The sequence below is a fragment of the Ensifer sp. Root954 genome (genome assembly GCF_001429005.1).
In the GTDB taxonomy this organism is placed as follows: domain Bacteria; phylum Pseudomonadota; class Alphaproteobacteria; order Rhizobiales; family Rhizobiaceae; genus Ensifer; species Ensifer adhaerens.
Map to the genome: position 1 here is coordinate 333,629 of NZ_LMJM01000027.1, position 14,585 is coordinate 348,213.

At 63.8% G+C, this 14,585-nt stretch carries 16 protein-coding genes and 1 pseudogene; 8 read left to right on the forward strand and 9 right to left on the reverse strand.

Annotated elements, in window-relative coordinates:
• Positions 1 to 152 precede the first annotated feature (152 nt).
• A complete protein-coding gene (locus ASE71_RS23485; RefSeq protein WP_034794640.1) occupies positions 153 to 707 on the reverse strand; it encodes an RBBP9/YdeN family alpha/beta hydrolase in 555 nt (184 codons plus the stop codon).
• A gap of 260 nt (positions 708 to 967) precedes the next feature.
• On the opposite strand from ASE71_RS23485, the gene ASE71_RS23490 reads away from it, so the two are divergent.
• Positions 968 to 1,783 (forward strand): DUF2189 domain-containing protein, encoded by an 816-nt coding sequence (locus tag ASE71_RS23490; protein WP_060520745.1) that lies wholly within the window; start codon positions 968 to 970, stop codon positions 1,781 to 1,783.
• A 97-nt stretch (positions 1,784 to 1,880) separates the two neighbouring features.
• Here ASE71_RS23490 and ASE71_RS23495 read toward each other — a convergent pair whose 3' ends face one another.
• The 7 genes from ASE71_RS23495 to ASE71_RS23525 form a co-directional block, all read right to left on the reverse strand.
• Positions 1,881 to 2,186, reverse strand: coding sequence for a PilZ domain-containing protein (locus tag ASE71_RS23495; protein ID WP_034794416.1), 306 nt, complete (start codon positions 2,184 to 2,186; stop codon positions 1,881 to 1,883).
• A 154-nt stretch (positions 2,187 to 2,340) separates the two neighbouring features.
• The gene (purB, locus tag ASE71_RS23500; RefSeq protein WP_060520746.1) at positions 2,341 to 3,642 is read right to left on the reverse strand and encodes an adenylosuccinate lyase; all 1,302 of its coding nucleotides are present in this window, start codon (positions 3,640 to 3,642) and stop codon (positions 2,341 to 2,343) included.
• A 63-nt stretch (positions 3,643 to 3,705) separates the two neighbouring features.
• Positions 3,706 to 4,266 carry a hypothetical protein gene (locus tag ASE71_RS23505; RefSeq protein WP_060520747.1) on the reverse strand — a complete coding sequence of 187 codons (561 nt, stop codon included), beginning with the start codon at positions 4,264 to 4,266 and terminating at the stop codon, positions 3,706 to 3,708.
• Positions 4,263 to 5,006 carry a DUF2259 domain-containing protein gene (locus tag ASE71_RS23510; RefSeq protein ID WP_060520748.1) on the reverse strand — a complete coding sequence of 248 codons (744 nt, stop codon included), beginning with the start codon at positions 5,004 to 5,006 and terminating at the stop codon, positions 4,263 to 4,265. Before ASE71_RS23510 ends, ASE71_RS23505 begins: the two co-directional genes overlap by 4 nt.
• The gene (gene rpe, locus ASE71_RS23515; protein ID WP_034794395.1) at positions 5,003 to 5,680 is read right to left on the reverse strand and encodes a ribulose-phosphate 3-epimerase; all 678 of its coding nucleotides are present in this window, start codon (positions 5,678 to 5,680) and stop codon (positions 5,003 to 5,005) included. The genes ASE71_RS23510 and rpe overlap by 4 nt, the downstream gene beginning before the upstream one ends.
• Positions 5,681 to 5,756: 76 nt before the next feature.
• On the reverse strand, positions 5,757 to 6,764 hold the full coding sequence (locus tag ASE71_RS23520; RefSeq protein ID WP_060520749.1) for a P1 family peptidase: 1,008 nt from the start codon (positions 6,762 to 6,764) through the stop codon (positions 5,757 to 5,759).
• The gene (locus ASE71_RS23525; protein ID WP_060520750.1) at positions 6,761 to 7,852 is read right to left on the reverse strand and encodes a branched-chain amino acid ABC transporter substrate-binding protein; all 1,092 of its coding nucleotides are present in this window, start codon (positions 7,850 to 7,852) and stop codon (positions 6,761 to 6,763) included. The genes ASE71_RS23520 and ASE71_RS23525 overlap by 4 nt, the downstream gene beginning before the upstream one ends.
• A gap of 261 nt (positions 7,853 to 8,113) precedes the next feature.
• On the opposite strand from ASE71_RS23525, the pseudogene ASE71_RS23530 reads away from it, so the two are divergent.
• The 7 genes and pseudogenes from ASE71_RS23530 to ASE71_RS23560 all read left to right on the forward strand — a co-directional run bounded on the left by ASE71_RS23530 (position 8,114) and on the right by ASE71_RS23560 (position 13,958).
• Positions 8,114 to 8,640, forward strand: a pseudogene (locus tag ASE71_RS23530) (flavin reductase family protein).
• Between the two features lie 125 nt (positions 8,641 to 8,765).
• Positions 8,766 to 9,695, forward strand: a complete 930-nt coding sequence (locus ASE71_RS23535; protein ID WP_060520752.1) for an AAA family ATPase — start codon at positions 8,766 to 8,768, stop codon at positions 9,693 to 9,695.
• Positions 9,695 to 10,990, forward strand: coding sequence for a vWA domain-containing protein (locus tag ASE71_RS23540; protein ID WP_060520753.1), 1,296 nt, complete (start codon positions 9,695 to 9,697; stop codon positions 10,988 to 10,990). The genes ASE71_RS23535 and ASE71_RS23540 overlap by 1 nt, the downstream gene beginning before the upstream one ends.
• A complete protein-coding gene (locus ASE71_RS23545) occupies positions 10,987 to 11,319 on the forward strand; it encodes an XdhC family protein (protein ID WP_060520754.1) in 333 nt (110 codons plus the stop codon). Before ASE71_RS23540 ends, ASE71_RS23545 begins: the two co-directional genes overlap by 4 nt.
• 2 nt (positions 11,320 to 11,321) lie before the next feature.
• A complete protein-coding gene (locus ASE71_RS23550; RefSeq protein ID WP_060520755.1) occupies positions 11,322 to 12,023 on the forward strand; it encodes an XdhC family protein in 702 nt (233 codons plus the stop codon).
• On the forward strand, positions 12,020 to 13,648 hold the full coding sequence (locus tag ASE71_RS23555) for an NTP transferase domain-containing protein (RefSeq protein WP_060520756.1): 1,629 nt from the start codon (positions 12,020 to 12,022) through the stop codon (positions 13,646 to 13,648). The genes ASE71_RS23550 and ASE71_RS23555 overlap by 4 nt, the downstream gene beginning before the upstream one ends.
• Positions 13,641 to 13,958 (forward strand): TfoX/Sxy family protein, encoded by a 318-nt coding sequence (locus ASE71_RS23560; RefSeq protein ID WP_034794374.1) that lies wholly within the window; start codon positions 13,641 to 13,643, stop codon positions 13,956 to 13,958. The genes ASE71_RS23555 and ASE71_RS23560 overlap by 8 nt, the downstream gene beginning before the upstream one ends.
• Positions 13,959 to 14,147: 189 nt before the next feature.
• Here ASE71_RS23560 and ASE71_RS23565 read toward each other — a convergent pair whose 3' ends face one another.
• On the reverse strand, positions 14,148 to 14,579 hold the full coding sequence (locus ASE71_RS23565) for an NUDIX domain-containing protein (protein WP_060520757.1): 432 nt from the start codon (positions 14,577 to 14,579) through the stop codon (positions 14,148 to 14,150).
• Positions 14,580 to 14,585 lie beyond the last annotated feature (6 nt).

A 14,585-nucleotide genomic window follows, 5' to 3' on the forward strand; every position in this document is an offset into this window, starting at 1 on the left:
GGCAACCAAGCGGAACGATCCGGTCAATGCCGGCGCAGATCAAGGTTGACAGCGCTCGGCACCATCATGAGACGAGTCGCGTCGTGCCGGCGATGATGACCGCGGACAATGAACGTCGGATTAATAAGGCGTCGACAGGTTGATCGGGCGCGTCAGGGTTTAAGCCGGCTCAAGAACTGGGCGAACACCATCGTTCCCTCCGGCCACGGCCCGTGGCCGGACTCGGTGTTGATGTGGCCGGACTCTCCGGCATCGACGAGCAGCGAACCCCAGGCGTTGGCGATGTCGTCCGCATGCTCGTAGGAACCGAACGGATCGTTGCGGCTGGCGACCATCAGCGACGGGAAGGGAAGCGGATCGCGCGGGTAGGGACCGAAGGTCATCAGATGCTTCGGACGGATCGCCGGGTTGGCAACATCCGGAGGTGCCACCAGGAAGGCGCCGGCGATCGGCTTGGTGAAATGGGGTAGGGCGTGCACGGCGGTTGCGACGCCAAGCGAATGGGCGACGATGACCACAGGCTTTTCCGCCGCATTGACCTCTTCGATCATGCGCGCCACCCAATCCTCGCGGACAGGCTTTGCCCACTCCGCCTGCTCGACGCGGCGTGCGGTCGACATCTTGCGCTCCCAGCGGGTCTGCCAGTGCTCCGGTCCGGAGTTGGTGTAGCCTGGAACGATGAGGATATGAGCGTCGGATACTTTCATGGTGGCCGCGATGTGGCGCTGAAAGGCGCGGAAGTCAAGACCTTCAGCATTACCCGTGCTTCAGGGCCTCGAAGCCACCCATGGGAGCCCGCCCGACGAGCCCGATGTTCGCGTTCCAATAGGCCGCTTAACGCGGCGAGAGGCGGCAGGCGACAGCGGTCGCATTTTCTGTATAATCGAAGGGACGGTCGCGGATGGTGCGGCTTGGTTCGTCGCATCTTTGTTCCGTGGCCGCTCTGGTTCGTTGAGGAGTGTGAGCCATGACAACATTCCATGTCCTGTCGGGAGCGGACGCGAGTGTCGCCCATCCCGGAATAAAAAAGATTGGCGTCGCGGATGTATTCGACGCCTTACGCTTGGGCTTTGACGATTTTCGCGAGAAACCATCGCACTACGTCTTTCTTTGCCTGATCTACCCGATCGCCGGTGTCGTTCTGATCACCTGGAGCGCTGGCGCCAACATGCTGCCGCTGCTTTATCCTCTTGTCTCCGGCTTCGCTCTGATCGGCCCAGTCGCTGCGATCGGGCTTTATGAAATCAGCCGACGGCGAGAACTCGGCATGGACTACTCCTGGCCGCACGCCCTTCGCCTGCACCGCTCTCCGGCGCTGCCGTCGATCATGGCCGTCGCCGCCATGCTGTTCGTTGTCTTCATCATCTGGCTGCTCGTCGCCCAGGCGCTCTATGTGCAGATCTTCGGGGCGGAACCGCCGGATTCGATTGCAGCCTTCTGGAACGGTATCATCGGCACTGATCAGGGCTGGAACCTGATCCTCGTCGGCAACGCCGTCGGCTTCGTCTTCGCCGTCATCGTTCTGGCGACATCCGTCGTGTCGTTTCCGTTGCTGATCGATCGGGACGTCGGCGCCGTATCGGCGGTCGAGACTTCCATTCGCGCAACGCTCGTCAACCCGGTGCCTGTCGCCATCTGGGGCTTCATTATCGCCGCCGGCCTGGTCATCGGCTCGATCCCGGTCTTCGTCGGCCTCGCCGTCATCATGCCGATCTTCGGACACGCCACCTGGCACCTCTATCGCAAGATGGTGGAGCCCGGTCCGCGCGCGCGTTCACACTGATCGCCGACAGCCGAAGGCGGGATGTAACCGCTCAACGAAAAAGCGCCGCATGTCGATCGACCTGCGGCGCTTGTGGCGTGTCGCCGAGAAGTCCGGCCTAGCGAAAATGCTTGTAGTAAGATGAGATCTGCGCCGCGGTGTTGGACGACAGGTTGAGCTTGATGCCGATCTTGTCGCCGCGATACCAGCGCACCATGCCGGTCAGGAAGCCGAGTTCCTCGCTTCTGATCGTCACTTCCTGTCCCGTCTTGGCGCCGATGTCGAAGAGCAGCTGAAAGCAGATGCCCTCGGCAGAAAGGTCCTTGACGATGCCGCTGCTGGAGCCGGACTTGACGGTCACCGTACCTGTAATTTTCGTTTGCGTGCGCTGCGTCGCCCGCTCGACACTGTCCTTGTAGGCCATGTGATCCTCAGAACCTGGATTGACAGGCCCTGAGCTTTGCACGCAATGCGTGAATTTCCTGCTAACGCAAATGCCCGCATTTGAGCGATGTGCTCCAAATGCGGGCATGGCAACAAAAACCAAAGGCCTACGGCCGTCCGCTCAGCGCAGAACCTCAGCCGAAGACGCGCTTGAAGATCGTGTCGACGTGCTTGGTGTGATAGCCGAGATCGAACTTTTCGCGGATATCTTCTTCAGAAAGGGCCGCACGGACTTCCGCGTCGGCGAGCAGTTCTTCGAGGAAGTCCTTGCCCTGTTCCCAGACCTTCATGGCGTTGCGCTGCACGAGGCGGTAGGCGTCCTCACGCGACACGCCGGCCTGCGTCAGCGCCAGCAGCACGCGCTGCGAATGCACGAGCCCACGGAACTTGTTCATGTTGTTGATCATGTTCTCGGGGTAGATGAGCAGCTTGTCGATAACGCTGGTCAGACGAGCGAGCGCGAAGTCGAGCGTCACCGTTGCATCCGGGCCGATCATGCGCTCGACCGAGGAGTGCGAAATGTCGCGCTCATGCCAAAGCGCAACGTTTTCCATGGCCGGGATCGAGAAGGCGCGAACCATACGGGCGAGACCCGTGAGGTTTTCGGTCAGAACCGGGTTCCGCTTGTGCGGCATCGCCGACGAGCCCTTCTGGCCCGGCGAGAAATACTCCTCCGCTTCGAGCACTTCGGTGCGCTGCAGGTGACGGACTTCCGTCGCCAGGCGCTCGATCGACGAGGCAATGACGCCGAGGGTGGCGAAGTACATGGCATGGCGGTCGCGCGGGATGACCTGGGTCGAAACCGGTTCCGGCTTCAGCCCGAGCGCCTCGGCTACGTGTTCTTCAACGCGCGGGTCGATGTTGGCGAAAGTGCCGACGGCGCCGGAGATCGCGCAGGTGGCGACTTCTTCGCGTGCGGCCAGCAGGCGCTGCTTGCAGCGGTCGAACTCGGCATAGGCGAGCGCCAGCTTGACGCCGAAGGTGGTCGGCTCGGCATGGATGCCATGCGAACGGCCGATCGTCACAGTATCCTTGTGTTCAAAGGCGCGGCGTTTCAGCGCTTCGAGCAGCTTGTCGAGGTCGGCCAGCAGCAGGTCGGTCGCGCGGACCAGCTGCACGTTGAAGCAGGTATCCAGAACGTCGGACGAGGTCATGCCCTGGTGGATGAAGCGGCTGTCCGGGCCGACGAATTCGGCGAGATGCGTCAGGAAGGCAATGACGTCATGCTTGGTGACGGCCTCGATCTCGTCGATGCGAGCGACGTCGAAAGTGGCAGCGCCGCCTTTTTCCCAGATCGTGCGCGCAGCATCCTTCGGGATCACGCCGATTTCGGCAAGCGCATCGCAGGCGTGGGCCTCGATCTCGAACCAGATGCGGAATTTCGTTTCCGGCGACCAGATGGCCACCATTTCCGGTCGGGAGTAACGGGGGATCATGGGCTTAAGCTTTCGTCGTCAGTGGAGGGATGGTCGTGCCTCTAGCAAAGATAGCCGCGAAGCTCAACGCCGTTGCGCACGGCGATCGCTTGCCAGCCACAGGCAGACGGCGAGCAGTATAACACCGCCGATCGGCAAATAGAGGCGAAGGCCCATGACGAGAAACTGGTAGAAGGCGATCAGCGTCGTAAAGGCGAACTGGAAGAGCCAGGTCGTGGTTCCGATCGGGGCGTGCCACTGCGCATAGAACTCGCGGTAGTCGAGCGCAAAGAGCAATGCCGTCATCCCGATCGTGCCGAGCGAAAGGAAGAAGAGATAGGCGGCGAAACGCGTTTCTATTCCGCGTCCGATCGCCGCGAAGCGGGCCAGAAACAGCGCCGGCGGCCAGGCGAGCAAAGCGCCGGCCCCGAAGACCCAAAGAAGTTCGGCCAGATGAAAGGTCACGTCCCGTTCCCGCAGCCACAGCGCAAACCACGCCGATAGCGTCATCGACACGCTCCACAAGGGGGCGCCAAGGAGCAGCAACGGAACGCTCGGCACGGACCGGGCAAGGCGGGTCCGCTTCCGGGCACCGACCGCCGCACGCCCTGCTTTCGCTTCGACGCTGGCGGCCGCTTCGTTCATTTCGCGATCCGCGTCGGGACCGCGATCCAGCGCCCGTCCGTCGTGCCTTCAAAGCCGAGCGACTTCACAAGCACCATGATCACATGGGTTTCCGAACCGTCGTCGTTGCGGTGGGTGATGGCGCCACCCACCTGGTAGCCGGTGGGGCAACGGCGGCTTTCCGGTATGCGACTGTCGTCCTGAAGCATGTCGCTTGCCGGTGCGCCCGCCTTCATCGTCATCGACAGACGGAAACCCTTGGCTTCCTTCAGGAAGTCTTTGCAGATGCCGTCCGGCTCGAAGGTCTTTTCCTCGAGCGTTACCGTATAGGTCTCTCGGAACGCCTCATCGGCTGCAAAAGCATCGTAGGTCAGCGAGTGCGGCTTGGCGTTGGCTTCCGTGATCGGGTTGAAGGCTGCGAGCAGCCCGGGCGCATCGGCCAGGCGATAGGCATCGATCAGGGGCGCAGCCCGACGGCGGGCTTCATGGCGCGCCTTCGACAGCGGGCTGCCATCTTCGCGACTGACAGCGCGCACCGGTGCACCCGGCAGGAAGCTGTCATTGCGCGTGTCGATCACATAGATGGTCGAATAGGGAAAGCCGGAGCCGTCCTGAACGCCATATTCCTCGAAGGCAAAGACATTGCCATCAGCGGAAAAGCCGATCGGCTGAAGCGCGGCATAGTCGCCAGCAAGCGCCGGCGACGCAGTGGCGGCCGCGGCCAGGCAACAAAGGCCGGAAATTGCCGCGCGTGTCGTCATCGATAAGCCTTCTCGGCCGGCGCACGGATCGCTTCGATCGCCGAGCGATAGGCCTCGACCGAACCGCCCTTGAAGATCGCCGAGCCGGCAACGAGAACATTGGCGCCGGCGCCGGTGGCAATGGCTGCCGTTTCAGGCGCAATGCCGCCGTCGACTTCGATCTCGATCGGTCGATCGCCGATCATCGCCTTGATGCGACGGATCTTTTCCGCGGTGGCGTCGATGAACTTCTGCCCACCGAAGCCCGGATTGACGGTCATGACGAGGATCAGGTCAAGCTGATCGAGCACGTATTCGATCGCGCTTTCTGGCGTTGCCGGATTGAGCGACACGCCGGCCTTCTTGCCGAGCGAACGGACCGTCTGCAGCGAGCGGTGCAGGTGCGGACCGGCTTCCGCGTGAACCGTCAGGATATCGCAGCCGGCCTTGGCGAAAGCTTCGAGGAACGGGTCGGCCGGCGAAATCATCAGGTGGCAGTCGAACGTCGCATCGGTGTAGCGGCGCAGAGACTTGATGACATCCGGGCCGAAGGTGATGTTCGGCACGAAATGACCGTCCATGACATCGAGATGGATCCAGTCCGCGCCGGCATCGACGACATCGCGAACCTCCTGGCCGAGCTTGGAGAAATCGGCCGCCAGGATCGACGGGGCAATGCGGATAGGGTGGGTCATGGCGCACTCCAGCGTGTTTTCCGCGGGAATAGCACCGCCGAGCCCCGCAAACAACATGCCTGCGATCAAAGCTGCGTCAGCTACGCTCTGACCAACATGGCATGAGATCGTTTTCCGCCGGCGTTGCGTCGTGGACGCCGCGGGCGATCGCGCGCGCCATGGTCGAGGCTGCAACGGCGCCGAGATCGATGAAATCCTCTGTTGTCGGCGTCTTGCCGCTGGCGCCGGTCGCAAGCGCGAAGATCAGATCGCCGTCGAGCGGCGTGTGCGCCGGCCAGAGCCCGCGGGCGAAGCCGTCATGGGCGGCAATCGCCAGGCGCTTGGCTTCGGCCTTCGTCAGCACGGCGTCCGTCGCAATGACCGCAATTGTCGTGTTGGCGACGGCGGCCTGACGGTCGCGGAACTTGATGCGGATGTCGGCCGCATCGGCCGGCATCGGGTGGGGCAGGCCAAGTCCGCCGAACTCGCTCTCCAGTTCGAAGGGCGCAGACCAGAAATGCCCGGTGTTGCCGACGGTGGCGGATCCAAGCGCATTGACGGCGACGAGGGCGCCAATGGTGATACCGTTCGGCAGAACCGTGGATGCCGAACCGAGACCGCCCTTCAGGCTCGCGGTCAGCGCGCCTGTGCCGGCGCCTGCCGAACCGGTCGAAAATGTCGCGCCGGCCCGCCCGACGGCCTCGAAGCCGAGTTCGCGATAGGGCGGGAAGCGGCCCCAATCCTTGTCGCCACCGTTGATGAGGTCGAAGAGGATCGCCGTCGGTACGATCGGTATCCGGTGTGGGCCGACGGCGAAGCCGCGACCCATTTCCCTGAGCGCCGCCTGAGCACCGGACGCGGCATCGAGCCCGAAGGCCGAACCGCCGGAAAGAACGAGCGCATCGACCGTCTGTACCGTATTGTGCGGATCGAGCAGGTCGGTCTCCCGGGTTCCCGGCGCACCGCCCAGGACCTGGACCGCAGCCGTCGCCGGCGGGTCGCAGACGATCGCGGTGACGCCCGATTTCAGGCGATGGTCCTCGGCGTTGCCGACCGTCAGACCTTTGACATCGGTGATCAGGTTCAGCGGTCCGGGACGCATCATGGGGCGGCTCCTTCAGCGGCCGCGGGCGCGAAATGGCCGCCTTGCCACTGCATCAAACGGTAGGGATTGTCGGCGCGCTCGTGCCCAGCGTTGAAGGCGGTGAGGCCGAGAACGGTCGGGTAGGGCCCCTTGCCGGCGATCGCTTCGATCAGCGACTTGTCGTCCTGTGCTGCCCGGTCCTTGGCTTCCTCCAGCAAAGCCATCACGGCGAAAGCCGGCATCACATAGCCTTCCGGCTCGATGCCGGCGGCGCGCATCTCGTCGGCAAAGGGCTTGCCCTCCGGCGACTGCGCCGCATCCGGCAGCGTTACCGCAAGCACGCCATCGGCAAGCGGGACAGTGAGATCAGCTGCGTTCAAGGCATCGCCGCCAAGCAAGGTGAGGCTCGCGCCTTCGCCAAGGGCATCGCGGGCGATCACGGCGGTATCCTGCCGGTCGCCGCCGGTGAAGACGTGGGTTGCACCGCTTTTCACCAGGCGCCGCACGAGGTTGATCTGCTGCTCCTGCGCCGGCCGGTAGGTGTCGCTGAAGACCGGCGTCATGCCGATTTCGGCGAGTGCTGCGCGCACCGCCTCGACCAGTTCCCGGCTGTGAATCGTGCCATCGTCGACGAGCGCGATGGGCTTGTCCTTCCAGCGGTTGACGATGGCATCGACGATCGCCGTAGCCTCGGCATTGCCGCTCGGCGCGAGGCGGAAGAGCGGCCATTTGTTCTTGAGCGCGTCTTCCATCAGGATATCGGAGCGCACGCTGAGCGTGATCGCCGGCAAGCCCGCCTCGGTCAGTGCCGGAAGCGCCGCATCCAGGCTTTCGGTGCAGAGAAAGCCGACTGCGGCCTCGGCACCTGCGGCAAGCAGCGCTTTGGTCAGTGCCTCGCTGCCGGCGGTATCGCAGGTCTCGGGAATGACGACGATCTCGCTGCCACGATCACCGGCCTTGAAGCCGGCGCCGTCGACAATCTGCTTGCCGAGCGGCGCGAACGGACCTTCCACAGGCGCCACGACCGCCACCTTGATGCCGGCCGCCAAAGCCGGCGTTGCCTGTACCAGTCCGGCAAGGATAAGGCTGCTGACAATGGATCGACGCATTCACTTACTCCGCCGCCGCAGGCTTTCCCGACCGAACCGATCCGGGGCAAAGTCCTACGGCGAGCCACCACAGCTTCCTGTTCCGTTGCCGCTCGCGTCAGACGCGAGGCACGGTCGTTGCCGCATGTTTTAAGGATGTGCCTCCCGGCGTCAAAGGAAAAGATGCCGCTCCTGGCGAAGAAGGTTCAATCTGCGTCACGGCCACGTCGCAGATGTGCAAGATTCTCCCTCCGGCGGGTTTCATATTTTCCGCCAGCGTCTATGTATGTGCCTGACATCGCCCGGAGAAAGATGTGTTGGAGAAGACCCGGCTGGACCCTATCAGTTATCGCGACGCGATGAGCCGCCTGGCCGGTCACGTGCAGATCATCACCGCCGCTGACGGCAGCGAGCGGCGCGGCGTCACTGTGACTGCGGCCTGCTCGGTTTCCGACAGCCCGCCGACGGTTCTCGTCTGCCTGAACGGCGCCAATCCGCGCAACGATATCTTCACGCGCAGCGACAGCTTTGCACTCAACCTGCTCGGCGACGAGCACCGGGCGCTTGCCCATGGCTTCTCCGGCCGCGACCAGCTCGACATGGATCTGCGTTTTGCGCTCGGACAGTGGACGCGGCTTACAACCGGTGCGCCAATCCTCGTCAATGCCACCGCCGCTTTCGATTGCCGTCTGGTCGAGGTGAAGACGATCGCCACGCATCTGGTACTATTTGGCGAGGTCGTCGACGTCGCGATCGGGCCGTCCCGCCCGCCGCTTATTTATGTGGACCGCGGATACCACTCGCTATAAGTTTTTTGCTCAGCGGTCGACTGCTCATCGCAACATGAGAAGATCGCTCTAAGTCGTTGAGTTGGCCGGTGGATTTTGCCCCCTTCCAGCATCCAGCGATCGATTCGGGCCGCGGTGGAGGAGACATGGCGACACAGGCGGCAACGGGCCTGCCACAGTCCATCGAAGAGACGATGGCACTGCTGGAGGCACATGATTATCTCGCCGGCACGGCGCTGGCGACGGTGCTGTTTCTTGCACTCCGGATGAAGCGCCCGCTTTTTCTTGAGGGCGAAGCCGGCGTCGGCAAGACGGAGATCGCCAAGGTTCTGGCCAAGGCGCTCGACCGGCCGTTGATCCGGCTGCAATGCTACGAAGGTCTCGACGTCGCCTCGGCCGTCTACGAGTGGAACTATCCGGCGCAGATGCTCGAAATCCGCCTGTCGGAAGCATCCGGCAAGGTCGACCGCAAGCGGGTCGAAAGCGACATCTTCTCCGAACGTTTCCTGATTCGCCGCCCGGTTCTGCAGGCCATTTCCTCCAATTCGGGACGTGCGCCCGTTTTCCTGATCGACGAGCTCGACCGGACAGATGAAGCCTTCGAGGCGTTCCTGCTGGAAGTTTTGTCCGATTTCCAGGTGACAATTCCGGAACTTGGTACGATCCGGGCGGACGAACCGCCTGTTGTCATCATCACCACCAATCGCACCCGCGAGATCCATGACGCACTGAAGCGCCGCTGCCTCTATCATTGGGTCGATTATCCCAAGGCGGCGCAGGAACTGGAGATCATTCGCCGCAAGGTTCCCGGCTGCAATGCCACCTTGTCACGGGAAGTCATCGCCTATGTGCAGCGGCTGCGCACGATCGACCTCTTCAAGAACCCGGGCGTTGCCGAAACCATCGACTGGGCAACGGCGCTGACGGAACTCGACCGGCTGGCGCTCGATCCAGAGACGATCGCCGACACGCTTGGCACCCTACTCAAATACCAGGACGACATCGCCAGGATAGAGGGGGCAGAGGGGCGAAAGCTGCTCTCCGAGGTCAAGGCGGAATTGCTGGCGGCAAGCTGATGACGGAGGCGCGGGAACAGCACAGGGACGATGTTCCCCCGCAAATCGCGACAGGCGACGGACGGCTTGCCGACAATATTGTCTTCTTCGCGCGCGCGCTCCGGCGCGCCGGCATCAAGATCGGGCCAGGCGCCATCGCCGACGCCATCGATGCGGTGGCGCTGATCGGGATCGGTGGACGCGACGCGTTCTACGCCGCGCTGCAATGCGTCTTCGTCAAACGTCACGAGGACCAGCCGGTCTTCGACGAGGCGTTTCGCTTGTTCTGGCGGTCGCGCGGTCTCGTCGAAAAAATGATCGCGATGATGTCGCCGCTGGCGCCGGAACGCGAGAGCGAACGGCAGCAGCGCCGGGCAGGCGAGACCCGCGTCAGCGACGCGCTGCTTTCTGGCCACGAGGCCGATCGACCGCCGCGCGACGAGCCGGAGATCGAAGTCGATGCACGTTTCACGGTCTCCGGTCGCGAGCTTCTGCGCCGGGCCGACTTCGCGCAGATGAGCGCTGCCGAGCTTGCCGAGGCCAAGCGCGCGCTTTCGGCATTGACACTACCGATGGACCGCGTCGTCACGCGCCGCTTCCGCCCCTCGAAGCGTCAGATCCGCATCGACCCGCGCGCCACCATGCGCGACGCCATGCGCTTTGGCGGCGAACTGATCCTGCCGCGGTTTCGGGAGCGGCGCGTCGTCCATCCGCCGCTTGTCGTCCTCGCCGACATCTCTGGCTCGATGAGCCAATACACCCGCATCTTTCTGCACTTTCTGCATGCGCTGACCGAGGAACGGCGGCGCGTTCATACCTTCCTCTTCGGAACCCGGCTGACCAATGTCTCGCGCCAATTGCGCAATCGTGATCCCGATGCGGCGATCGACGACTGCGTGGCTACGGTCAAGGACTGGTCCGGCGGCACGCGCATCGGCGAGACCTTGCATGAGTTCAACCGGCGCTGGTCGCGGCGCGTGCTCGGGCAGGGCGCGATCGTGCTTCTGATCACCGACGGTCTGGAGCGCGATGACGTCGCCGATCTCGAAATCGAAATCGACCGCCTGCACCGATCCTGTCGGCGGCTGATCTGGCTGAACCCGCTGCTGCGCTTCGACGGCTTCGAGGCGCGGGCGCGCGGTGTGCGGGCGATGCTGCCGCATGTTGACGAATTCCGGGCCGTGCACAATCTTGAATCGATTGGCGAACTGGTGAAGGCGCTGTCCGGGCAGCGCTCCCGCCAGGCGGACCCGCGGCGGTTCCTAGATCCTGGCCGGGCCACGGTGACCGGCGCGCATGGGAGGTGGCACGCATGAGGCAGGCAGTGAATGTTCTCGATCCGCTCGACATCGCCGAAGCCTGGCTGAAGGAAGGACGCCGGGTGGCGATCGCAACAGTGATCGAGACCTGGGGCTCGGCACCACGGCCGGTCGGCAGCCATCTGGTGATCGATAGTGACGGCAATTTTCAGGGCTCTGTTTCGGGAGGATGCGTCGAGGGCGCGGTCATCACCGAAGCGGCCGACGTGATCGCCTCTGGCACCTCGCGCGTTCTCGACTTCGGCGTCGCGGACGAGACCGCCTGGCGCGTCGGGCTTTCCTGCGGCGGCCGGATCCGGGTCCTCGTGGAACGGGTTAACGGCTGACGATGGAACAGGCGATCCTGGAAACACTCAATCTTGCGCGCGCGGCCCGCCGCGCCGCCGTCACCGTCAGCGATCTTACCGGTGGTGTCCGCGTCTACCTCGAAGGTGACGACTGTCCAGAACCCTGGGGCGAAGCCGTTGCCCGTGCCTTGCGGTCCGGCCGGGCCGGCATCGTCGAGACCGGGCAGGGCTCCTTCTTCCTCAATGTCTACCTGCCGCCGCCGCGCATCCTCGTCATCGGCGCGGTGCATATTTCACAGGCCCTGGCGCAGCTTGCGCCCGTTGCCGGCTTCGACATGACCATCATCGATCCGCGTACGGCCTTTGCCACGCCGGAACGTTTTGCGGGCGTCGACCTCATCGCCGATTGGCCGGAGGACGCACTGAAACTCAGACCGCTCGACCGCTTCACGGCACTTGCAGCCGTGACGCATGACCCGAAGATCGACGACGAACCGATCCGGGCGGCACTGTCGGCCGGTTGTTTCTATGTCGGTGCGCTCGGCAGCCTCAAGACACATGCCACACGGATCGAAAGACTGCGGCGTGCGGGTGTCGCCGATGCCGACATGGCTCGCATCCGTGCGCCGATCGGTCTCGATATCGGCGCGGCAAGTCCCGCCGAAATCGCGGTTGCGATCCTCGCCGAAATCATCGAGGCGCTGCGACGGCGGGACGTTGCTTCCGCAGGGAGTGGAGTATGAGGTTCGGCCCGATCAAGGTCGCAGAAGCAGAGGGCGCGATGCTCGCGCATGCGGTGAAGGTCGGTGATGCCAGGCTGCCGAAGGGGCACCGGGTCACAGCCGCCGACATCGTCGCTTTGACCGCTGCAGGCGTCGAGCAGGTGGTGGCCGCCCGCCTTGATGCCGGCGACCTCCCGGAAGATGAGGCGGCCACGCGCATTGCCGCGGCCGTAGCCCCCGATCATCTCCGGTTTTCGCGGGCAGCGACCGGCCGCGTCAACGTCTATTCCGAGGTCGCAGGCCTCTTCGTTGCGAGCCGCGAAATTGTCGATCGCTTGAACCGCCTAGATCCCTCCATCACCTTCGCCTGTCTCGACGACCATATGCCGGTGCAGCCCGGCGATATGGTCGCAACGATCAAGATCATCCCGCTTGCGGTCGCAGGCGCCTTCGTCGAGCAGGCGGAGAGGCTTCTGCGCGACCATCGCGCCTTCGAGGTCAAGCCGTTTGCGCCGCGCCGCGCGGCCTTGATAGCAACGGAGTTGCCGAACCTCAAATCCCAGGTCATGGACAAGACCCATGCCATCCTCGCGGCACGGCTGCGACAGGCCGGAAGCGAACTCTTCACCGAACGGCGCGTCGCGCATAGGGAAGACGCCGTGGCGGCGGCGATCGCCGAAATGCGATCAACGCACGACCTGCTGATCGTCTTCGGCGCTTCGGCGGTTGCCGATCCCGAAGACGTCATTCCGGCGGCGATCCGGCGGGCCGGCGGCGTGGTCGATCATGTGGGAATGCCTGTTGACCCCGGCAATCTTCTCGTTCTCGGCCGCGTCGGCGAAACGCCGGTCATCGGTGCACCCGGCTGCGCCCGCAGCCCGCGCGAGAATGGTTTCGACTGGATCCTCGACCGTATCCTTGCCGGCGAGTGGCCGAGTTTCGACGATATTACCGGCCTTGGCGTCGGCGGCTTGTTGAGTGAGATCCCGACCCGGCCGCAGCCACGCGAACATGCAACGGAGTTGTCATCCGGCTCGGTTTCAGTCGTCGTTCTGGCCGCTGGCCGGGCCAGCCGTATGGGCGCTGACGGCGGGCACAAACTTCTCGCAACTTTCGATGGCGTGCCGCTCGTGCGCCGCAGCGTCGAAGCCGCGCTTAAGGCCGCTCCGGGCAAGGTCAGCGTCGTGACCGGCCACCGCGAGGCCGATATCCGCCACGCGCTGCAAGGGCTGCCGGTGACGTTCGTTTCCAACCCCGACTACATTTCGGGCATGGCCTCTTCGCTGACGGCCGGGCTTTCGGCAGTCGGGGCGCGGGCGCCGGGCATGCTGGTGATGCTTGCAGACATGCCCGGGATAACCGGCGACGATCTGCGCCGGCTCATCGAACGTTTCGTCGCCGAAGGTGGCCGCTCCATCATCCGCGCGACCGCAGGCGGACAGCGCGGCAATCCGGTGATCCTGCCGCGACAGACATTTTCAGCGATCAAGCAACTGGTCGGAGACGTTGGTGCAAGGCACATTATCGAAAAGAGCGGGCTGCCGGTCATCGATGTCGAACTCGGCGCGGCGGCGCGCCTCGATCTCGACACGCCGGAACAGATCGTCGCCGCCGGCGGTATCTTGGAGGAACAGACGCGTGGATAATGCCGCAATCGAAGACATGTTCGCGGTCCTCGGGCCGGTGACCATCAAGCGGATGTTCGGCGGCAAGGGCATTTATTGCCAGGGTGTGATCTTCGCCCTTGAGGTCGATGGCGAAATTCTGCTGAAGGGCGACGAGCAAACAGCGCCGGCGCTGGAGGCGGCCGGTTCGCGGCAATGGGCCTATGACGGCAAGGGCAAGCCGGTGAAGATGCCCTATTGGAGCATTCCGGACGACGCATTCGACGATCCCGACGAGATGGCGCGGTGGGTGCGGCTTGCCTATGAGGCGGCGCTACGCTCCAGGAAGTAAGCCGTCAAGCCTATGCGCGGCAGCTGCGCCTCAGATGAAAATATTGACACGATCACCACGTTTGCCATCGTCGCGCCTAAGTGACATCGGCCGGATCCGTTGGTGCCCGCGGAACGCCGCCAACAACGGCACCAGCAATGCGCAGAACGAGGGACGTACGAAGAATACCGGCCCCCCGGTGGGCGGCTGCTATGCGGCGACGCCCTGTTCATGCCTGCGCAAGGCTTCGACGGCATCGGCGGTAAAGCGGGATAGCGGTTGGGGCAGGGCGTCGAGGCTAAACCAGCCGAATTCGGAAAGCTTGTCCGGCTCGGTGAGTTGAGGTTCACCTGAGAAATCCCGGGTCACATAGATCATAGAGATCCAGTGCTGGCGGTCGGCGTCGATCACCTGTTCGCTGAGGCAGAGGAATTCGGTCGAGCCAATCTTGAGGCCGGATTCTTCTTCGGCCTCGCGGCAGGCCGCAGCCTGCGAACGCTCCATGTGATCGACCTTGCCGCCGACGATGTTCCAATGCCCGGCCTCAGGCGCATTGACGCGCCTGTAGAGCAGAATCTTGCCATCGCGCACGATGACAAGTCCGCAGCCGAAGCCCGGAAAATCGATGCCCGGCTGGCCCATCCTTTC